1 protein-coding gene is annotated in these 24,000 nt (G+C 74.1%); it reads left to right on the forward strand.

Annotated elements, in window-relative coordinates; genetic code table 11:
• Window positions 1-87 precede the first annotated feature (87 nt).
• The gene (locus tag AB0K60_RS25570) at window positions 88-23,937 is read left to right on the forward strand and encodes a non-ribosomal peptide synthase/polyketide synthase (protein ID WP_364059944.1); all 23,850 of its coding nucleotides are present in this window, start codon (window positions 88-90) and stop codon (window positions 23,935-23,937) included.
• Window positions 23,938-24,000: the final 63 nt, after the last annotated feature.

Below are 24,000 nucleotides of genomic sequence, written 5' to 3' on the forward strand. Positions count from 1 at the left end.
TTCGCGCGCCGTGAGACGTCGGCGTGAGCCTGCCCCTCGTCTTCTCGATTGGCGGAGATGATGACTTCACGGTTCGAGGACGCCCCCATGCCGGAAATCGCCGAGCGGCTGGAGATGTTGCGGCGGTGGAACAACGCGACCACTCCCGCGACGGTCGGCACCGTCGTGGAGATGTTCACCGCGCAGGTGGAGCGCAGCCCCGAGGCGCTCGCGCTGGTCGCCTCCGGCGTCCGGCTGACCTATGCCGAGCTGGGGCGGCGCGTCTACCAGCTCGCCCACCATCTGCTGGGGCGGGGGCTGAGGGCCGAGGAGGTCGTCGCCGTATCCACGCCGCGTTCGGCGGAGATGGTGATCGCGGTGCTCGCAATCATGGTCGCGGGCGGGGCGTTCGTGCCGGTCGATGTGGCGTGGCCGGAGTTGCGGCGGCGTCGGGTGCGTGCCGAGGCGGAGGCGCGGCTGGTCGTCGCCGCGCCGGGCGCGGAGCCGGGGCTCGGCGAGGACGAGCCGGTGGAGGTGAGCCTCGACGCGTGGCGGTACGGCGACGAGCCCGCCGGGCCGCCTCGGGTGACCGTGGAGCCGGGGCGGCTCGCGTACGTGATGTTCACCTCCGGGTCCACCGGCACGCCGAAGGGGGCGATGATTCGCCATGAGGCGATCGGCGAGCGGCTGCGGTGGCAGGTTGAGCACATCCTCGGCTTTGGTCCGGGGGACGCGTCGCTGTTCAAGGCGCCGCTGTCGTTCGACATCTCGGTGAACGAGATCCTGTTGCCGCTCGTCTCCGGCGGGTACGTGGTGGTGGCCGAGCCGGGCGGCGAGCGCGACCCCCAGTACCTGCTTGACCTCATCGCCACCGAGAAGGTCACCTTCGCCTATCTGGTGTCGTCGATGCTCGACATGCTGCTGGAGATGTCGCGGGGCACGACGCTGATGTCCGGGCTCAAACACCTGTGGTGCGGCGGCGAGGTGCTCACTCCCGAGCTGTTCGACCGCTTCCGCGCCCACCTGCCGCACACCACCCTCTATCACGGGTACGGCCCGGCCGAGGCGACGATCGGCGTCTCGCACGTCATCTACCGCGACAGCGCCGAACGCATCGCGACCTCCATCGGCCGCCCGAACCCGCACACCCAGCTTTACGTCCTGGACGACCGGCTCGACCCGCTGCCCGTCGGCGCGGTCGGCGAGCTGTACGCGGCCGGGTTCCTGCTCGGCCGCGGCTACGTCAACGCGCCCGCGCTGACCGCGTCCCGCTTCGTGGCCAACCCGTTCGACGGCGGCGGCACCCGGATGTACCGGACCGGCGACCTCGCCCGCTGGTGCGCCGACGGCACGCTGGAGTTCGTCGGCCGCGCCGACCACCAGGTGAAGATCCGCGGCATGCGACTGGAGCTTGAGGAGGTGGAGGCGGCCCTCGCCGCCCATCCCCGGGTCCGCCAGGCCGTCGTCGTCGTACGGGAGAGCCCCTCGGCCGCCCGGCACCTGGCCGGGTACGTGACCGCGCACGACGACCCCGCCGCCGGGGACGACCTCACGGCCGACGAGCTGCGCCGCTGGTGTGCCGAACGGCTGCCCGAGTACATGGTGCCCGCCGTTGTCATGGTCCTGCCCGCGTTCCCGCTCACGCCCAACGGCAAGGTGGACCGCCGCGCCCTCCCCGACCCCGGCGAGGGCGGCAGGGCGCGCTCACGCGAGCCGCGCACCGCGGTCGAACGCGTCCTCTGCGACATCTTCGCCGAGGTCCTCGGGGTGCCGGAGGTCGGGGCGGAGGACGACTTCTTCGTGCTGGGCGGCGACAGCATCGTGGCGATCGCCGTGGTCCGCCAGGCCCGCCGCGCCGGTCTCACCGTACGGCCCCGCGACCTGCTGGCCCGCCGTACCCCGGCCGCCCTCGCCCCCGCCGTCACCCCGATGACCGCCGAAGCGGACGGCGCGGCCCCCGACGCGGCCGGGCCGCTGCCTGCCACGCCGATCACCGAGTGGCTGCAGGACGTCGGCCCGGCCATGGACGGGTTCATGCAGTCGATGACGGTGCGCACGCCGCCGGAGCTCACCGCCGAGTCGCTTGAGAAGGTCATCGACGCGGTGCTCGCCACCCACGACGTGCTGCGTACCCGCGCCGAGGGGACGCCGCGCTGGACGTTGGCCGTCCAGCCGGCGGGCACGCCCGCCGCCGCACAGGTGATCACGCGGGTGGACGTGACCGGCCACGACGCTACGGCGCTGCGGGCGGCGATCGAGCGGGAGACGACGGCGGCCACCCGGCGGCTCGACCCGGCGGCCGGGCGGATGATCGACGTGGTCTGGCTGGACGCCGGGCCGCGGGCGCAGGGGCGGCTCGTGGTGGTGCTCCACCACGTGATCGTCGACGGCGTCTCGCTGCGGGTCCTGCTGGAGGACCTCGCCCTGGCCTGGGACGCGGTCCGCGACGGCCGCGAGGTCGCCCTGCCGCCGGTGCCGACCTCGTTCCGCCGCTGGGCGGAGCTGCTGCGCGACCACACCCGCGCGGGCGGGTTCGCCGACGACGAGGACCACTGGCGCGAGGTCGCCTCGGCGCCGGATCCGATGCTGGGCGACCGGCCGCTCGACCCGGCCCGCGACGTGGTGGCCGCGGAGGAGTCGCTGCGGGTCGAGCTGCCCGCCGACGTGTCGGCCCGGCTGCTCGGCCCGGTGCCCGCGGCCGTCCACGGCGGCGTCAACGACGTCCTCGCCGCCGCCACGGCCCTCGCCCTGATCCGGTGGCGGGCCGAGCGCGTGCCCGGCGCGGGGTCGGCGGTCCTGCTGGAGATGGAGGGCCACGGCCGCGAGGAGGAGGCGTTCGGCGAGGGCGCGGACGTCGATCTGTCGCGCACGTTCGGCTGGTTCACCACGCTGTTCCCGGTGGTGCTCGACCCCGGGCCGGTGGACTGGGACGAGATCGTCGCGGGCGGGCCCGCGCTCGGCGTGGCCGTCAAGGCCGTCAAGGAACGGCTCCGCCGGGTGCCCCGGAACGGCCTGAGCTACGGCGCCCTGCGCTACCTGGGCGAACGGCCCCGCCCCGACCTCGCCGTCGCCCCCCAGGTGCTGTTCCACTACCTGGGCCGGTTCGCGGCCGGGTCGGACGGGCCGTGGACGGCCGACGCCGGCGGCGAGATCGTGGTCGAGCGCCGCGACCCCCGCATGCCGCTCCCCCGCGTACTGGAGATCAACGCGGTGGCGCTGGACACCGCCGACGGCGTCACGCTTGAGGCGAGGTTCAGCTGGCCGCGCGGCGTGCTCGGGTCCGGCGACGTGCGGGCGCTGGCCGCGCTGTGGACGCGGGTCCTCACCGCGATGGCGACCGCCGAGACGATCGCCGGGCACACGCCCTCGGACTTCCCGCTCGTCCCCCTCTCCCAGGCCGACGTCACCGCCCTCGAACGGCACCTGCCCGACCTGACCGAGATCCTCCCGCTCTCCCCGCTGCAGACCGGCATCTACTTCCACGCCACCTTCGCCCGCGACACCGACCCGTACCTCGTCCAGCAGATCATCGACCTGGACGGCCCGCTCGACCCCGACCGCCTGCGCCGCGCCGCGAACCGGCTCATCGAGCGCCACCCCAATCTGGGCGCGGCGTTCCGGACCGTCGAGGACGGCCGCGTCGTCGCCGTCACCACCACGGGCCGGCCCGTACCCTGGCGCTTCGCCGACCTGTCCGGCCTCGACGCCGACACCGCCGCCCACCGCCTGGACGCGGTCGCCGACGCCGAACGCTCGGCCCGGTTCGACCTGTCCGAGCCGCCCGCCATGCGCTTCGCCCTGGTACGGCTCGGCCCCCGGCGCCACGCGCTGATCCATACGATCCACCACATCCTGGCCGACGGCTGGTCGGTGCCGCTGCTCCTGCGCGACCTGCTCGCCCTCCACCGGGACCCGGCCGCACCGGAGCCGACGGCCCACTACCGGGAGTACCTGCGCGTCCTCGCCGAGCAGGACACCGATGCCGTCGTCGAGACGTGGGCCGCCGCCCTGTCCGACGTGACCGAGCCGACGAGACTCGTCGCCGCCCTGCCCGCGCCCGGCGAGGAGCTCGACGGCTTCGGGCGCGTCGAGCGGACGGTGTCCGCCGACGTCGAGACGCGGCTGCGCGGCTGGGCCCGCGAGCAGGGCGTGACCGTCAGCGCGGTCATCGCCGCGGCGTGGGGGATTCTCGTCGGACGCGTCGCCGGGCGTACCGACGTCGTCTTCGGCTCGACGGTCTCCGGGCGCACCGCCGACGTTCCCGGCATCGAGTCCATGATCGGCCTGCTGATCAACACGATTCCCGCCCGGGTCCGGTACGGCCCCGGCGACCCGCTCGCCGACGTCGTCCGGCGTTTCGCGGACGGCCAGGGCGAGGCGATGGAGCACGAGCACGTCCCGCTGGCCCGTCTGCAGCGCCGCCTCGGCGTGCCCGAGCTGTTCGACACGCTCGTGGTCGTCGAGAACCAGCCCGCCCTCGACACCGGCGACGACGAGCTGCGGATCTCCGGGGTACGCACGATCGAGGCGCCCCACTACCCGGTGACGCTGATGGTCCGCCCGGACGGGCGCATCGCCGTCACGCTCACCCACGACCGCCGCCGGGTGGACGCGGCCACGGCGGAACGCCTGCTGGACCAGTACGAGCTGGTGCTGGCCGCCATCGCCGACGATCCGGCGCGCGCCTGCGGGGCCGTGGAGCTCGTTCCCGGACCGGAGCGCGGGCGGCTGCTCGCCGCCGGGGCCGGCGGCGAGGCGGAGACCGGCATCACCGTCCTGGACATCTTCGCCCTGAACGTCGCCGATCATCCCGATCGCGTCGCCGTCGCCTGCGGCGACACCGCGTTCACGTACGCCGAGCTGGACGACCGCGCCGCCCGGGTGGGCCGGGCGCTGGCGGCGGCGGGGGTGCGGCGCGGCGACGTGGTGGCGGTGGTGACGAGCCGCTCGGCCGACATGGCCACCGCGCTTCTCGGCGTCATGCGGGCCGGGGCCGCGTACCTGCCGATCGATCCCGGCTATCCGAGCGCGCGGATCGAGTACATGCTCGGCGACGCGCGTCCCGCCTGCGTGCTCGCCGACGACGCCGGGCGCAGGGCGCTGCCCCCGCACGATCTTCCTGTCGTCTCCCTCTGGGCGGCGATCCAGGCGGCGGCCGACCCGGGGTGGGTGGGCGTGGGCGTCGGGCCGCTCGACGCGGTCTCGGTCGTCTACACCTCCGGCTCCACGGGACGGCCCAAGGCGGTCGTGGGCACGCACGGGGCGCTGGTCAACCGACTGGCGTGGGCGCGGCGGACCTGGGCCGTGTCCCGTGACGAGGCGTTGGCGGGTGCGGCCGAGCCGGATGTGCGGGTGGCCAAGAGTTCGATGAGCTTCATCGACGGCACGACCGAGCTGCTCGGCGGCCTCGTCGCCGGCGCGACGATGGTCATCGCCGACGACGCCACCGCCGCCGACGGGGCCGCGCTCGCCCGGCTGGTGGAACGCTCGCGGGCCGGGCAGTTGCTCGCCGTACCGAGCCTGGCCTCGGCGCTGGCGGAGACGGCTCCGGAGCGGCTGGCCACGGTGAACCGGTGGATCTGCAGCGGCGAGGCGCTCGACGCGTCGTGCGTGCGGGCGCTGGCGGAGGCGTCGCCGCAGGCGCGGATCTTCAACTCGTACGGCTCAAGCGAGGTGGCCGGGGACGTCCTGGTGACCGAGGTGCGGCCCGGCGAGCCGGTGACGCTCGGCAGGCCCGTGCCCGGCACGCGCGTCTACCTGCTGGACGACGCGATGTGCCTGGTCCCGCCGGGCGCGGTCGGCGAGATCTACGTGGGCGGCGCGCAGCTCGCCCGCGGCTACCTCGGCCAGGGCGGCGCGACGGCGGCCCGTTTCGTCGCCGACCCGTTCGGCTCCGGCACCCGCCTGTACCGGACGGGCGACCTGGGCCGCTGGACGCCCGACGGCCGGATCGAGTTCCTCGGCCGCGCCGACGACCAGGTGAAGATCAACGGCCATCGGGTGGAGCCCGCCGAACTGGAGGCCGCGCTGCGGCGGCGCGTCGGCGTCGCGGACGCCGTCGTCGCCGCGCGTCCCACGGCCGCGGGCGGCCACGCCCTGCACGCGTACGTGACGGCCGAGCCGGGTGAGGACCTCGACCCGAACGCGCTGCGCGTGACGCTCCGCGCCGAGCTGCCCGCGTACCTGATCCCGGCGACGATCACCGTCCTGGAGCGTCTGCCGCTGCTGCCGAACGGCAAGCGGGACCGCCGCGCCCTCCCCGACCCCGAGCCGACCGCCAAGGGCGGCACGCCCCGCACCGCGCGGGAGGCGCTCATCGTCGCCCGCATGGCCGCCGTGCTTGAGACGGACGGCTTCGGCGTCCACGACGACTTCTTCGCCCTGGGCGGCGACAGCGTCCTCGCCATCCGCGTCGTCAACCTGCTCGCCCGCGAGGGCATCGACCTGACCACCCACGATGTCTTCCGCCTGCGTACCCCCGCCGCCATCGCCGCCCACCTCGGCGGCGGCGAGGAACCGCCCGCCGAGGCGGCCGGGCCGTACCCGGGGCGGCTCACGCCCGACGCGCTGACCACCGTCACGCTCACCCAGGAGGAGATCGACGCGGTGACGGCGGCGGCCCCGGCGCCGATCGCCGACATCTGGGCGCTGTCGCCGCTGCAGCAGGGCGTCTACTACCAGGCGACCTTCGAGGACGGCGCCAACACCTACATCGCGCAGAACGTGTTCGACCTCGACCGCCGCGTCGACGTCGAGGCGATGACCGAGGCGTTCGCGGCCCTGCTGCGCCGCCACCCGACGCTGCGCGCCGGCTTCACCGGCGACGGCGTGCCCGGCGTCGTCCAGTACATCGCCGCCGAGGCCCCGGCCGTCGTCGCCGTGACCGACCTGTCCGCCCTTTCGGCGGCCGAGCGGGAGGCGGCGCTCGACGAGCTGATGCGCCGCGACCGCGAGGAGCCGTTCGACCTCACCCGTCCGCCGCTGATCCGCCTGACCGTGGTGCGGCTGCCCGCGGGACGCGACCGGCTGCTGCTCACCGCCCACTTCCTGCTGTGGGACGGCTGGTCACGCGAGCTCGTGCTGCGCGAGCTGTTCACCCTGTACGGCTCCCGCGGCCACCACGGCGCCCTCCCCGACCCCGCCGACGCGGCCGGGGCGTCGTTCACCGACTACCTCACCTGGCTCGCCGGCCGCGACCGCGAAGCCTCCGCGCAGGCGTGGCGGCGTACCCTCGCCGACCTGCCCGAGCCGACCATCCTCGCCCCCGAGGCGATCGGCCGCGAGCCCGTGCTGTCCGAACGCGTGCTCGCCGCCCTCCCCGCCGAGGTCACAACCCGCCTCACCGAGCGGGCCCGGCGCGGCGGCGTCACGCTCAACTCGCTGCTCACGGTCGCCCTCGGCCTCGTGCTCGGCTACCAGACCGGACGCACGGACGTGGTGTTCGGCACCACCGTCGCGGGCCGCCCGACCGAGCTCCCCGGCATCGAGAACGTGATCGGCCTGTTCCTCAACACCGTCCCGGCCCGGGTCACCCCGGCACCCGCGGAGACCGTGCTGGAACTCGCCCGCCGGGTGCAGGCCGACCGCCTCGACCTGGCCCCGCACGAGTACCTCGGCCTCGGCGACATCCAGCGCGCCACCGGCCACGAGCAGCTCTTCGACACCCTGTACGTGCTGCAGAACTTCCTGTCCGACACCACGTTCACCGACCTGGAGCAGGAGCACGGCATCGTCGGCGTCGACTACACCGACACCACGCACTACCCGTTCACCTGGGTGTTCACCCCCGGCGCGAACCTGCGCGTCAAGCTGGAGTATCGGCCGGACGTGGTGTCGGAGGCGGACGCGCGTCGGCAGGTCCGGCGGCTCGTGCGGCTGCTTGAGGCGTTCGCGGACGGCCTCGCCGTACCGGTGGGGCGGCTGGACGCGCTTCTCGACGAGGAGCAGGGCCCCTTGACGGGCCACGAGCAGGCGCTCGGCGACGAGACGATCGCCGACATGCTGGCGGAACGGGCGCGGGCGTGCCCCGGCGAGGTCGCGCTCGTGTTCCACGGCCGCTCGCTCACCTACGCCGAGCTGGACGCGCGGATCAACCGGTTCGCCCGGCTGCTGCTGGCCCGGGGAGCCGGGCCCGGCCGGATCGTCGCGCTCGCACTGCCGCGCGGGATCGACATGGTCGTGGCGCTGTTCGCCGTGCTGCGCACCGGAGGCGCGTACCTGCCGCTGGATCTGGACCATCCGGTGGACCGCCTCGCCACCATGATCGACGACGCGCGGCCGGTGCTCCTGGTCCACACCAGGGCGAGCGCCGAACTGGCCGAGCGCATGCGCACCTCCGGCGACGGCCTGGTGACGATCGACGATCCCGGCGTGCGCGGCGTGCTGGACGTGCTGCCCGGCGAGCCTCTCGGTGATGCCGAACTGGGCGCGTTCGCGCCGGGGACGCCGGGTCGGATGGAACACCCCGCCTATGTGATCTACACCTCCGGGTCTACCGGGCGGCCCAAGGGCGTGGTCACGGCGTACCGGGGGCTCACCAACATGCAGCTCAACCACCGCGCCGAGATCTTCGACCCGGCGGTGGCGCGCGCCCGCGCGACCGGCCGGGAGCGGCTGCGGATCGCCCATACCGTGTCATTCTCGTTCGACATGTCGTGGGAGGAGCTGCTGTGGCTCGTCGAGGGCCACGAGGTGCACATTTGCGACGAGGAGCTGCGGCGCGACGCCACCGCGCTGGTCGCGTACTGCAGGGACCACCGCATCGACGTGATCAACGTGACGCCGACGTACGCGCACGCCCTCTTCGAGGAGGGCCTGCTCGACGGCCCCGGTCACGCGCCGTGCCTGGTGCTGCTCGGCGGCGAGGCGGTCGGCGACGCCGTCTGGAGCCGGCTGAGCCGCCCTGGCGGCCCGCGGGGCTACAACCTGTACGGCCCCACCGAATACACGATCAACACGCTGGGCGCGGGCACCGACGACAGCGCCACCCCGACGGTGGGGCGCCCGATCTGGAACACCCGCGCGTACGTCCTGGACCCCTGGCTCCGCCCCGTCCCCGACGGCGTCCCCGGCGAGCTGTACATCTCGGGCATCGGCCTCGCCCACGGCTACCTGCACGCCCCGGACCTGACGGCCGCCCGGTTCGTCGCCGACCCGTTCGTGCCGGGCGGCCGCATGTACCGCACCGGCGACCTGGTACGGCTCCGCCCCGATGGCAACCTCGATTTCCTCGGCCGTACCGACGACCAGGTGAAGATCCGCGGCTACCGCGTCGAGCTCGGCGAGATCGAATCGGCCCTGACCGTCCTCCCCGGCGTCCGCCAGGCCGCCGTGATCGCCCGCCCCGACGCCACGGTCCCCGGCCTGAACCGCCTGGTGGCCTACATCGTCCCCGCCGCGTCCGAGCCGGATCCCGCCGACCTGCCGGGCAGGCTGCGTGCCGCGCTGGCCGAGAAGCTGCCCGGCTACATGGTCCCGGCCCTGTACGGCGTCGTCCCCGAACTGCCGCTGACCGTCAACGGCAAACTCGACACGGCGGCCCTGCCCGAGCCGACCCCGGTCGGCGACGCGAACCGGCAGGGGCCGCGCGACGAGCGGGAACGCCTGCTGTGCGGCATCTACGCCGACGTGCTCGGCCTGCCCGAGGTCGGCATCGACGACGACTTCTTCGCCATCGGCGGCGACAGCATCTCCTCGATCACCGTCTCCGGCCGGGCACGCCGCGCGGGCCTGCCCGTCACGCCGCGCGATGTCTTCCGCCGCCGTACCGTCCGCGCCCTCGCCGCCGCCTGCGCCGAGGCCGCGCCGCCCACCCCTGCCACGGCCGCCGGGGACGACGGCACCGGGGCGATCGCGCTCACGCCGATGCTCGCCGAAACCGTGCAGGCGCGCACGCCGCTGGACAACTTCTACCAGGCCATGACCTTCCACACCCCGGCCGACCTGGACCTGCCGACGCTGCGGCGGATGCTCCAGGCGCTGGGCGAGCGGCACGACCTGCTGCGGGCCCGCATCGCCCGCGACGGCGATCGCGACCGCGACCGCTGGACCCTCACGGTCCCGCCCGCGACGGAGTTCCGCGCCGACGACCTGGTGCGGCGGATGGACCCGGTCTTCTACGACGCCGTCGGGGAGATCACCCGCAAGGCCGCGGCCCGCCTCGACCCCGAGCGCGGCGTGATGCTCCAAGCGATCTGGTTCGCCTCCGCCGCCTCCGCCGACGCCCCGGTCAGGGGCCGTCTGCTGCTCGTCATCCACCACCTCGTCATCGACGGCGTCTCCTGGCGGGTGATCGCCGACGACCTCGCCCGCGCCTGGGAGCAGACGCGCCGCGGCGAGGAGCCGGTGCTCGACGAGGTCCCCACGTCCTTCCAGACCTGGGCCGAGCTGTTCCGCGACGCCGCCGAGCGCGGCGTGTTTCGCGACGAGCTCGACCACTGGCGGGACGTCCTCGCCACCGACGACCCCCCGCTGGGCCGCCGCCCGCTCGACCCGGCGACCGACACCGCCGCCACCGTACGCTCCCTGACGTTCACGCTCCCGCCCGACGTGAGCGCCGCGCTGCTGTCCAGCGCGCCCGCCGCCATGCACGGCGGCGTCAACGACGTGCTGCTGACCGGCCTGGCCGTCGCGCTCGCCGAGTGGCGCCGCGCCCCGCACCGCCTCGGCGACCGCGCGGGTACGGCGGTGCCGCTCAGCCTGGAGGGCCACGGCCGCGACGCCGACCCCCTGGCCGGGCCGGACCACGCCGTGGACGTCTCCCGCACCATCGGCTGGTTCACCGCCATCCACCCCGTACGCCTCGACCCCGGCCAGCTGCCCTGGACCGACGTCCTCGCGGCGGGCCCCGCCCTGGCCCACGCCGCGAAAACCGTCAAGGAGCAACTGCGGGCCGTACCCCGGCGCGGCATGGGCTACGGCGTCCTCCGCTACCTCGACGACACGATCCCCGCCGACGGCTGGCCCGACCCCCCGCAGATCCTCTTCAACTACCTGGGCCGCTTCCCTGCGGGCACCGACGCCGACTGGTCCCCGGCGAGCCCCCTCACCGAAGGCGTCGATCCCGCCAACCCCGCGATGGGCCTGGAGATCAACGCCCTCGCCCAGGACGGCCCCGGCGCGACAACAACGTTCTCGGCGACCCTGTCGTGGCCGGGCGGCACCATGACCGAGGCCGACGTGTCCGAACTGGCCGACCTGTGGTCGGCGGCCCTCACCGCGCTCACCCGCTGCGCCGACCTGGCGGGCCACACGCCGTCCGACTTCCCCCTGGTCACGCTGTCGCAGCAGGACGTGGACCGGCTCGCGCCCCCCGGCGGCGGCACCCGCGACATCCTCCCGCTGCTCCCGCTGCAGCAGGGCATGTACTTCCACTCGTCCTTCGCCGACCCGGGCGCGGACACGTACGTGGTGCAGCAGATCGCGGAGCTGTCCGGCCCGGTGTCCCCGGCGGCGCTGCGCCGCGCGGTCGCGGCGGCCGTACGGCGGCACGACGCCCTGCGCGCGTGCTTCCGCGAGACGGCCGACGGCCGGGTGGTGCAGGTCATCGCCGACGACGCCGACGTGCCGTGGCGCGAGTTCGACCTGCGCGGCCTGTCCCCCGAGGACGCGGCCGGGCGCCTCGCCGAGATCGGCGCCGCCGAGCTGGCCGAGCCGTTCGACCTCGCCTCCGCCCCCCTCGTCCGGTACGCCCTCGTCACCCTGGGCGACACCGACCACCGCCTGGTGGAGACGATGCACCACATCATCGCCGACGGCTGGTCGTACCCCCTGGTGTTCGCCGACATCGTCGAGGCATACGAACACGAGGCGTACGACCACGAGGCGTACGACCACGAGGCGTACGACCACGAGGCGTACGAACGCGGACGCGTGAACCCGGCGGGCCGCCTCGACCTGCCCGCCCCGGCGGTGACGTTCCGCGACCACGTCGAGGCGGTGACCGGCCGCGACCGGCGGCGCGACCTGGAGGTGTGGCGCGCCGCCCTGACCGGCGTCACCCCCACCCGCCTGATCGACGGCTCCGACCGGCAGCGGGTGTCCCGCCACAAGGCCGTCTCCGTCGCGCTCCCGCCGGAACGGGTGGACGCGCTGTCCCGCGCCGTCCGCGACCGCGGCGTGACGCTCAGCACGTTCGTGCACGGCGCGTGGGGCCTGCTGCTCGGTCTGATGCTCGGCCGCGAGCAGGTGGTCTTCGGCTCCACCGTGTCGGGCCGCGGCGGCGCGCTGCCGGGCGTCGAGTCCATCGTCGGCCTGCTGATCAACACGATTCCGGCGCCGATGGAATGGCGTCCCGGCGACCGTCTGGGCGAGATCCTCGACCGGCTGCAGGAGCGGCAGATCGACCTGCTCGACGCCCAGCACGTGGGCCTGACCGAGCTGGCCCGCCTCGCGGGCGTCCGCGAGTTCTTCGACACGATGGTGGTGGTCGAGAACTTCCCCGCCGTACGCGACTCGGCCGACACCACGCTGCGGGTGCTCGGCTTCACCGGCACCGACGCGCCGCACTACCCGGTGTCCCTGGTGGCGTTCCCCGCCGAGGGACGCCTCACCCTGGAGCTGAAGTACGACGTCGGCCTGGTCGCCGAGGCCGAGGCCCGCCGCCTGCTCGACCGCGTCGTCCACGTCCTCGACCACCTGATCACCTCGCCCGACCTGCCCGTGGCCGACCTGAACCTGCTGACCGGGGACGAACGCGCCATCGCGTTCTCCGGAGCACTGCCCCGCCCCAACGCCCCCGCCCGAAACGGTCGCCTCGCACCGGCGCGGGCCACCACGATCACGGCCCGGCCGGGTGCCCTGCCCGCCGAACCCGCCAGGACCCTCCCGGGCGCGCTCGTCGCCGAGCCCCTCCCGGTGGCGGACGACGCGACGCTCGCCGCCGCCTTCGCCGCGATCGCCCGCAGGCACCCCCGATCCGCCGCCGTCACCTACGAGGGCACCGAACTCACCTACGGGGAGCTGGACGAGGCCGCCAACCGCCTCGCCCGGGCGCTGATCGCCCGCGGGGTCCGGCCGGAGTCACGGGTCGCCGTCGCGCTCCCGCGTTCGGCCGAGCTGATCGTGGCGCTGCTCGCCGTGCTCAAGGCGGGCGGCTGCTACGTCCCGCTGGACGCGGGCGCCCCGGCGGCGCGTCTGCACCACATCCTCCGCGACTCCGCCCCTGTCTGCCTGCTGACCGACCGGTCCTGGATGCGCGACACCCCGCTGGCCGACACGTCCTCGGTGCCGGTCGTGGCGCTGGACGATCCGGAGGTCGCGGGCTTCTCCGGCGCACCGCTCGACGCCGCCGAAACCCAGGCGTCCGCTGGCAACGCCGACAACGCGGCGTACGTCATCTACACCTCCGGCTCGACCGGACAACCCAAGGGCGTGCCGGTCACGCACCGCAACGTACTGTCGCTGTTCGCCGGTGCGGCCGAGCTGTTCGACTTCGGCCCGTCCGACGTGTGGACGATGTTCCACTCCTACGCGTTCGACTTCTCGGTGTGGGAGATGTGGGGCGCGCTGCTGTACGGCGGCCGGCTGGTCGTCGTCGGCCAGGACGTGGCCCGCGACCCGACACGCTTCCGTACGCTGCTGGAACGCGAGCGGGTGACCGTGCTCAACCAGACCCCGTCGGCGTTCTACCCCCTGATCGAGGCCGACCGCACACATCCGGGCGAGTTGGCGCTGCGGTACATCGTCTTCGGCGGCGAGGCCCTCGACCTGGCCCGGCTCGCGCCCTGGTACCGGCGGCACGCCGACACCGCGCCGCTCCTGGTCAACATGTACGGCATCACCGAGACGTGCGTCCACGTGTCGTTCCGCCCGCTGACATCCGGCGAGCCGACCGGCGGCGCACCGAGCGTCATCGGCGGCCCCCTGCCGGGCCTGGGCGTGTACGTTCTCGACCACCGCCTGCGCCCCGTGCCGCCCGGCGTCACCGGTGAGCTGTACGTGGCGGGCGACCAGCTCGCCCGCGGCTACCTCGACCGGCCCGGCCTGACCGCCTCCCGCTTCGTCGCCGACCCGTTCTCCGACAGGCCCGGCGGGCGGCTGTACCGCAGCGGCGACCTGGCCCGGTGGACACCCGAAGGCGACCTCGTCTACCTGGGCCGCTCCGACCGCCAGGTGAAGGTACGCGGCTACCGCATCGAACTCGGCGAGATCGAATCGGCACTGCTGTCCCTGGACGGCGTCGCCAACGCGGCCGTCGACGTACGCGAGGACGAGCCAGGCCGTCGTCGGCTCGTGGCCTATGTGGTCGGCCGCGACGGGGTGACGGTGGACGCCCAGACCGCCCGCGCCCACCTGTCGAAGCTGCTGCCCGGATACATGGTCCCGTCGGCGTTCGTCCCGATGACATCACTGCCACTGACGGTCAACGGCAAACTCGACCGCAACGCGCTACCCGCCCCGCCAACCGCCCGCTCCACCGTCACCGCCGATCCCACCCGCACCGATCGCGCCGATACCGCTCCCGCTAACACTGACCGCGTGGGCACCGGCCGCGCCCACGTCGATCCCGTTCACGCCGACCGCACTGGCGCTGTCTCCGCTTTCGCCGACCACGCCCACCCTGCCAGCACCGATCCAGCTCACGCCGACCGAGCTGACGCCGCCCCCGCCGCGGATTCCGGCCGCACCAACGGTCACCCCGGCATGGCCTCCGCCGAATCGTCGGCGACGGCCGTCCTATGCGAGCTGTACGCGCAGGTCCTGCACCTGGATGTGGTCGGCCCGGACGAGGACTTCTTTGCCCTGGGTGGCGACAGCATCATCGCCATCCAACTGGTCAACCTGGCCAGGCGGAGATCGCTGCGGCTGTCTCCCCGGGAGGTGTTCCTGCACCGCACCCCGGCGGCGATCGTCGCCGCGCTGAACCTCACCGAGGCCGACTACGCCGAGCCGCCGAGCCGCCCCGGAGACTCCGCCACCCAGACCGGGCCCGGAACAGGCTTCCCGGCCGGTCCCCTGACCGGTGCCGCCGGGTCAGGCCGCGAGGCGGTCTCCGACGGCATTGGCGAGGTCATGCTGATGCCGATCGTGCACCGCCTCGCCGAGCTGGGCGGCCGGATCTCCCGCCTGAACCAGGCCGAGCTGCTGCTGACCCCGCCCGGAATCACCGCCGACCAGGTCCGCGCAATGATCAACGCACTGGTGGAGCGCCACGACGCCCTGCGGCTGCGCCTGGACCGACCGTCCCCGCTGCTGTGGTCCCTGCGTACCCAGGCACTCGGCGAGGCCCCGGCCCCCGTGCTGACCAGCGTGAACGCGACCGGTCTCGACGACGACGCCCTTCGCGAGCGGATCGCCGCCGAGTCGGACGCCGCCGCCGACGCCCTCGACCCCGACGAAGGCCACATGCTGCGCGTCGTCTGGTTCGACCGCGGCGACCTGCCGGGCAGGCTCCTGCTGGTCGCCCACCACCTGGTCGTGGACGGTGTCTCGTGGCGCATCCTCGTCGACGATCTCCGCCAGGCGTGGGACGACCTCACCGCGGGCCGCCCGATCCGGCTGGATCCCGTGGGCACCTCCCTGCGGGCGTACGCGCGGACGCTCAACGAGCACGCCGCCCAGGCCGCACGCCTCGCCGAGTTCGACCACTGGGCGACCGCCCTCGCTCCCGGCGGCGAGCTGGATCCGGACGCCCGGACGTTCGGCCTGACCGTGGGCGCGACCCGCGACCACGTGCTGCGCCTGCCTCCCAAGGTGACGGCCCGGCTGCTGACGACCGTCCCGGCCGCCGCCCGCGCCGACGTCACCGAGACCCTCGTCGCCGCACTGCACCTGGCGGTGTCCCGCCGCCGCGCGGCCCGTGGCGGCCCGGCCGACGCGCCGCTTCTCATCGACGTGGAACGGCACGGCCGCGAGCAGATCACCCCGGACGTGGACCTGTCCCGCACCGTCGGCTGGTTCACCGCCATCTCCCCCGTACGGCTCCCGCCCCCGCCCGCCAACCCGCCCGCCAACCCGTCCGCCCTGATCGGCGAGGTGAGCCGCGCCATGCGGGCGGCCCCCGACGGCGGCCTCGGCTTCGGCCTGCTCCGCTACTGCAACCCGCGCAGCGCCCCCGCGCTCGCCCGCCTGGCCGTCCCGCAACTGCTGTTCAACTACCTCGGCAGGTTCCCGACCGGCCGTACCGGCGACTGGGAGGCCGCCCCGGAGGCGGACGCGCTGCGGACATCCCCCGACCCCGACCTCGGCACGCCGTACCTGCTGGAGATCAACGCCGCCTGCCACGACACCCCCGCCGGACCGGAACTGCACGCGGTCCTCACCTATGCCGACGGCGGCCTCGACCGCCGGGAGGTGGAGGCGCTCGCCGACGCCTGGGCCGCCGCCCTCCGCGAACTGGCCGACGGCCCCGCCCCCGGCCCGCTCACCCCCCGCGACCTGCCGCACATCGCCCTCACCCAGGAGGAGATCGACCGCGCGCTCGCCGCGACCGACGTCGCCGTCCACGACATCTGGCCGCTGTCCCCCCTCCAGGAGGGCCTGTTTTTCCAGGCCAGGTACGCGGGCGACGCGGACGTGTACATCGCGCGGAACACGTTCGACTTCGCCGGACGCCTCGACGCCGACGCGCTCGCCCGCGCGTACGGCCGGGTGCTGGAACGGCACGCCGCCATGCGCCTCGGCTTCACCGCCGAGGGCCTGGACCGGCCCGTCGCCCTGGTCGGCGCGGACCTGCGCCACGACATCGAGGTGATCGACCTGTCCGCGTCGGAGGGCGCCGCGTTCGCCGCCCGCCTGGACGAGATCGTCCAGGCGGACCGCCGACGCCCCTTCGCCTTGGCCGAGCCGCCGCTGTGCCGCCTCACCGTGATCCGTCTCCCGGACGGGCGGGACCGGCTCCTGCTCACGTACCACCTCCTGCTGTGGGACGGCTGGTCCCGCGAGCTGGTCCTGCGTGACCTTTTCGGCCGGTACGCGGAGGAACGCGGCCTCCCCCACGGCGAGAGCGCCGAGCCCCGGGCCGAGTTCACCGACTACCTCGACTGGCTCGCCCGCCAGGACGCCGACGCCTCGGCCCGCGCCTGGGCGGACGCCCTCGCCGGCGTCGAGCCGACGGTGCTGTTCCCGGTGCCGGACGGCACCCCGCCGGTCCAGCCCGCCGGCCTCTCCTTCCAGCTCACCGCCGAGCAGACCGAACGCGTCGTCGTCCAGGCACGCCGCTGCGGCGTGACCCTGAACGCCATGCTCAGCACCGCCCTCGGCCTGGTGCTGAGCCACGCCTCCGGCCGCCCCGAGGCCGTGTTCGGCACGACCGTCGCGGGCAGGCCGACCGAGCTGGACGGCATCGACACGGTCGTCGGCGTGTTCCTCAACACCGTCCCCGCCCGGGTGCGTCTGGCCCCAGGCGAGACGGCGCTCGACGTGATGCGGCGCGTCCAGGCCGACCGGGTGGCGATGATGCCGCACGAGTACCTCGGCCTCGGCGACATCCAGCGCGCCGCCGGACGGGGGCAGCTCTTCGACAGCCTGTACGTGCTGCAGAACTTCCTCGACGACGACACCTTCACCGACCTGGAGGAGGAGCACGGTATCGTCGACGTACGGGCCGTCGACGCCACACACTACCCGCTGACGTGGGTGGCCACGCCTGGACGGCGGCTCACCGTACGGCTGGAGCACCGCACGGACGTGGTGCCGCCCGAGCGGGCCGAGGCGCTGCTCGCCCGGCTGCGGCGGGTCCTGCTGCACCTCGCCGAGTCCCCGACGGCCCTCGTCGCCGACGTGCCCGTGACGCTGCCCGAGGAGCAGGCCGCGCTGGCCGCCGAGTGGGACGCGGCCGGCCACCGGATCGGCGAGGCGACGATCGCCGAACTGATGGCGGCCCAGGCGGCCCGCACCCCGGACGCGCCCGCGCTCACGTTCGGCGCGGACACCATCACGTACGCCGAGCTCGACGCCCGGGTGAACCGGCTGGCCCGCCTGCTGCTCGCGCACGGCGCCGGGCCGGAGAAGATCGTCGCGCTGGCGCTGCCCCGGTCCATCGAGATGGTCGTCGCGCTCTTCGCCGTCCTTCGGGCGGGCGCGGCCTACCTGCCCCTCGAACTGGACCACCCCGACGACCGGCTGCTCACCATGATCGCCGACGCCCAGCCGATCATGCTGGTCACGACGGGCGCGGTCGCCCCCCGGCTGCTGCCGACGCCGGCTCCCCGACGGACGGCATCCGCGCACGGCCCGGCCGATCGGACGGCTCCGGACCAGGGGGCACCGGCGACGGTGCTGTGCCTGGACGCCCCCGACGTGGCGGCCCGTCTCCTGGCCATGCGCCCCGACCCGATCGAGGACGGCGAAGTGCCCGCCTTCGCCCCGGGCACGCCGGGACGCCTCGACCTTCCCGCGTACGTGATCTACACCTCCGGTTCCACCGGCAGGCCCAAGGGCGTCGTCACGCCGTACCGGGGGCTGACGAACATGCAGCTCAACCACAGAGAAGCGATCTTCGGCCCGACGATCGCCGCAGCCGGCGGCAGGACGCTCACGATCGCGCACACGGTCTCGTTCTCCTTCGACATGTCGTGGGAAGAGCTGCTATGGCTCGTCGAAGGCCACCACGTGCACATCTGCGACGAGGAACTGCGCCGCGACGCCCCCGCCCTGGTCGCCTACTGCGACCGGCACCGCATCGACGTGGTCAACGTGACGCCGACGTACGCCGGGCATCTGCTCGACCAGGGCCTCCTGTACGGCGAGCGGCACGGCGGCCCGCCCGGCTCGCACCGCCCGGTGCTCGTCCTGCTCGGCGGCGAGGCCGTGCCGCAGGCGCTGTGGACGACGCTACGCGACGCCGACGGGGTGCTCGGCTACAACCTGTACGGCCCGACGGAGTACACGATCAACACGCTGGGCGCGGGCACGACCGACAGCGCCACCACCACGGTCGGCCGCCCGATCTGGAACACCCGCGGCTACGTGCTCGACCCCTGGCTCCGCCCGGTCCCGGTGGGCGTGCCCGGCGAGCTGTACATCAGCGGCGCGGGCCTGGCCCGCGGCTACCTGCGCCGCCCCGCCCTCACCGCCGAGCGTTTCGTCGCCGACCCGTTCGCGCCGGGCGGCCGCATGTACCGCACCGGCGACCTGGTACGGCGTCGCCCCGACGGCAACCTCGACTTCCTCGGCCGCACCGACGACCAGGTGAAGATCCGCGGCTACCGCGTCGAACTCGGCGAGATCGAGACCGCGCTGGCCGCCCTGCCCGAGGTACGCCAGTGCGCGGTGCTCGCCGTACCGGACTCCGGCGGCGGCAAGCGCCTGGTCGCCTACATCGTGCCCTCGCCGGATGTCTCACACCACGCGGACGAGCTGCTCACCCGGGTGCAGCGCGCGCTCAAGGCGGTGCTGCCCGGCTACATGGTGCCGTCGGCGTACGCGCTCGTGGACACACTGCCGCTGACGATCAACGGCAAGCTGGACGTGGCCGCGCTGCCGACGCCGCGCCCGGTGGTGTCGCGGTCGCGTCCGCCCGCCGACGAGCGGGAGCGGCGGCTGTGCGAGTTGTTCGCCGAGGCGCTCGACCTCGGCGAGGGCGAGACGGTCGGCGGGGACGACGACTTCTTCGACCTCGGCGGGCACTCGCTGATCGCGATCCGGCTGCTCAGCCTGATCCGCACGACCCTGGACGCCGAGCTGTCGCTGCGGGACCTGTTCGACGCCCGCACGCCCGCGCGGCTCGCGGCACGTCTGGCGATCGGCGGCGAACCGGTGCGGCCGAAGCTCACCCGGCGGGAACGGCCTGGGGGGCACCCGCCGCTGTCGGCGGCGCAGGAGCGGCTGTGGCTGCTGCACCAGCTCGACCCCGGCTCGACCGCGTACAACTATCCGCTGCTCGCCCGCCTCCATGGCCGGGTGGACGCGGACGCGCTGCGAGCCGCGCTCGACGACGTCGTGGCCAGGCACGAAGTGCTGCGCACAGTGATCACGGTCGTCGGCGACGTACCGACCCGCGCGGAAGGCTCACACCTGGCCACCGCCGAGCATGGCGACCCCGCCGAGGCCGGTCTCCCGCCCGCAGACGGGCCGACCATCGGCCACGTACCGGTCCAGCGGGTGCTTCCGCCGCCCGCGATCCACCCCACGGTGGTGCGCTGCCCCGCCGAACGGACGGCCGACATCGTCGCCGAGGCCGTCGCGCGGCCGTTCGACCTGTCGCAGGACGTGCCGCTGCGGGTCACCGTCGTGGAGGAGACCGACACCGGCGACACCGTGCTCGCGCTCGTCCTGCACCACATCGCGATGGACGAGTGGTCCGACGGGCCGCTGCTGCGCGACCTCGACACCGCGTACGCCGCCCGGCTCGCCGGTCGCGCACCCGAGTGGGAGCCGCTGCCCGTCCAGTACGCCGACTACGCCCACTGGCAGGGCGAACTACTCGGCGACCCCGGCGATCCGGGCAGCCGGGCGGCGATCGAGCAGGAGTACTGGCTGCGCACCCTGCACGGCCTCCCCGACGAGATCGCCCTCCCGGCCGACCGCCCGCGCCCGCTGCACGGCTCGCGCCGCGCCGGGCAGGTGGACCTGCAACTGCCGCCGGAACTGATCGACCCGCTGCGGCGGCTCGCCCAGGCCGAGTCGGCGAGCCTGTTCATGGCGCTGCACGCCGCACTCGCCACCCTGCTGTCGCGGCTCGGCGCCGGAACCGACGTACCGATCGGCGCCCCCGCCTCGGGCCGCGCCGACGCGGCCCTCGCCGACCTCGTCGGCTTCTTCGTCAACACCGTCGTGCTACGCACCGACCTGTCGGGTTCGCCGAGCTTCACGGAACTGCTTCAACGCGTCCGGGAGAACGACCTGGCCGCGTTCGAGCACGCCACCCTGCCGTTCCAGCAGGTGGTGGAGGCGGTCAACCCGGCCCGAGCGCAGGGCCGCAACCCGCTGTTCCAGGTGATGCTCGGCTTTTTGCAGCGCCCCGGCGGCCGGGACACGCTGCTGGGCCTCCCCGTGGGCGAGGCGCCGTCGTTCCCTGCCGACGCCAAGGTGGACCTGAACTTCACCTTCGTGGACGCCGGTCCCGGCGAGCCGGTCGCGCTCAACCTGGAGTACGACACGGACCGATTCGACCACGGCACCGCGCGGCGGCTGACCGACCGCCTCGCCGTACTGCTCGGGGAGATCACGCTGCACCCGGAGCGGCGCGTCGACGAGTTCACGCCGCTGTCCGCGCAGGACCTCGACGACCTGGCCCGCTGGCAGTCCGGCGGCCCCCTGCACGCCGACGGGACGCCCTGGCATATCCGCTTCTCCGAGTGGGCCCGGCGTACCCCGGACGCCGACGCGTGCGTGTTCGACGGCCGGACGCTGAGCTACGCCGCCCTCGACGCGGCCGCAACGGAATTCGCCGCCCGGCTGACGCGTCTGGGTGCGGGACCGGGCGACCTCGTCGGGCTCGCGCTGCCCCGCTCGGCCGGCCTGCTGATCGCCGTACTCGGCGTCGCGAAGTCCGGGGCCGCCTACCTGCCTCTCGACCCGGACTTCCCGCCCGAACGGCTGCGGTTCATGGTGGCGGACGCCCACCCCGAGGTCATCGTGGTCGAATACCGCACCCGCGACCTGTTCCGCGACCACGCCACGCAGGCAAGGCTGATCGACCTCTCCCGGCCCGGCACGGGTCTGGGGGCAGCGCCCGACTTCGATACCGATGACATGCGGTACGGCGCGGCGGAGCTCACAAGACCCCTGGCGGACACGGCCGCCAAGGCGGGTGTGAGTACCCGAGATTCCACGAACACCGAGGCGGGCAAGGACGCCGGAATGCCCACCGGCATCGCCCCCGCCACAGAGCCACGAAAAGTCGCGGACACAACCCGCCACGAACCGGACGCACCGGCCTACGTCATCTACACCTCCGGCTCCACAGGACGCCCAAAGGGCGTCGTGGTGGCCCGGCACGAACTGGAGACCTTCCTCTCCGCCGTGCAGACGGCGGCACCCATCGGCGAGCACGACCGCCTGCTCGCCGTGACCACCCTGTCCTTCGACATCTCGGTGCTCGAACTCATGGCCCCGCTACGCGCCGGCGGCTGCGTGATCCTCGCCTCCGAACGGCAGGTACGCGACCCCTGGCAACTCGCCCACCTCATCCAGGCCGAACGCGCCACCGTCATGCAGGCGACCCCGTCGCTGTGGGCGGCCCTGCTGGAATCCACCGACGCCGACCTCAGCGACGTCCGGGCCCTCGTCGGCGGCGAGGCACTCCCGTTGACGCTGGCCAGGGACCTTGCCGCCCGCGCCCGCTCGGTGACGAACCTGTACGGCCCCACCGAGGTCACCGTCTGGGCGACGGCCGCCACCATCGACCCCGCCCTGACCGCGCAACCGTCGATCGGCCGCCCGTTCCCCGGCACCACCGCGTACGTGCTCGACGAGAAGCTGCGCCCGACGCCGCCCGGCGTCCCAGGCGAGCTGTACCTGGGCGGAGCCCAGGTCACCCAGGGCTACCTGGACCGCCCAGGCCTTACCGCATCCCGTTTCCTCCCCAACCCGTTCGCGACCGCCGGGCAGGGAACTCGCATGTACCGCACCGGAGACCTCGCCCGCTGGCGCGCCGAAGGCACGCTGGAGTTCCTCGGCCGGGCCGACCACCAGGTGAAGGTACGTGGCTTCCGCATCGAGCCGGGCGAGATCGAGACGGTCGCGGAGGCCCACCCGGAGATCGCCCGGGCGGTCGTGGTCGTCCGCCGCGACGAGCGCGGCGACGGCCACATCCTCGGCTACGTGACCACGACGAACGGGGAGGCCACCGTGCCCGCGTCGCTCGCCCCGCACCTCGCCGAGCGGCTCCCCGCGTACATGATCCCGGCCGCGGTCACCGCCCTGGAGGCGCTGCCGCTCACCCCGAACGGCAAGGTGGACCGCGCCACCCTGCCCGACGTCGAATTCGGCGGCATGACGGGCCGGGCCGAGCCGCGCACCCGCACCGAGGCCGCCGTCTGCGCCGTCATGGCCCAGGTCCTCGGCCTCGACACGGTCGGCGTGGACGACGACTTCTTCGCCCTCGGCGGCCACTCCTTGCTGCTGGTACGGCTCGCGGCCCTGCTGCGCCGCGAACTCGGCGCCGCGCTCTCGATCGCCGACCTGTTCACCACGCCGACCCCGGCCGCCGTCGCCCGCCGCCTCACCGAGGAGGCCCCCTCCGCCGAGGTCGCGATGGCCACGCTGCTGCCGCTGCGCACCGGCGGCGACCGCCCGCCGCTGTTCTGCTTCGCCCCCGCCAGCGGCCTGGGCTGGCAGTTCGCCGGGCTCAAGCGCCACCTGCCGGACGACATCCCGCTGTACGCGCTGCAGTCGCCACGGCTCAGCCGTACCGAGAACCTGCCGACGACGATGGCCGACCTCGCCGCCGAATACGCCGACCTGATCGACCAGGTCGCCCCGGACGGCCCGGTCACCCTGCTCGGCTGGTCGTTCGGCGGCGCGGTCGCCCACATGACGGCGGTCCGCCTCGCCGCCGAGGGCCGCGAGGTGCCGTTCCTCGGCATGCTCGACACCCGCGCCGAGTTCCCCGAACGCGCCCCCGGCGAATGGGACGGCCCGGCCGCCCTGGTCGCCCTGCTCACCGAAATGGGCTACCGCGTCCCCGACGACAGCCGCGACAGCCGCGACACCCTCTCCCTCGCCGACGCGGTCACCATCGTCCGCGACGGCGGCGGCGCCGTCGCCGGCCTGGACGACGCCCAGATCGCCCGGGTGGTGGAGAACTACCTGGCGAGCGACCACATGATGGAGCACGCCGAGTACGCCGTCTTCCCCGGCGACGCCCTCGTCGTCGACGCCGCCGTCCCCGAACAGGGCTTCACCGGCACCGCCTCCGACCAGTGGCGCGACCACATCGCGGGCACCCTGCACGTCCACGCCATCGACTGCGCCCACTCCGAACTGCTGGACGTACGAACCCTGGAAACCCTCGGCCCCCTGCTCGCCCGATACCTGACGAACCTGACGAGCAGGCGAAGCCATGCGAATTAGAGGTGCACGATCAACACGGTGAGCCACTACCTCCTCGGCTTTCCTCGGCTTCGCCCTGCGGGA

The organism is Thermopolyspora sp. NPDC052614 (genome assembly GCF_040678635.1).
GTDB lineage: Bacteria > Actinomycetota > Actinomycetes > Streptosporangiales > Streptosporangiaceae > Thermopolyspora.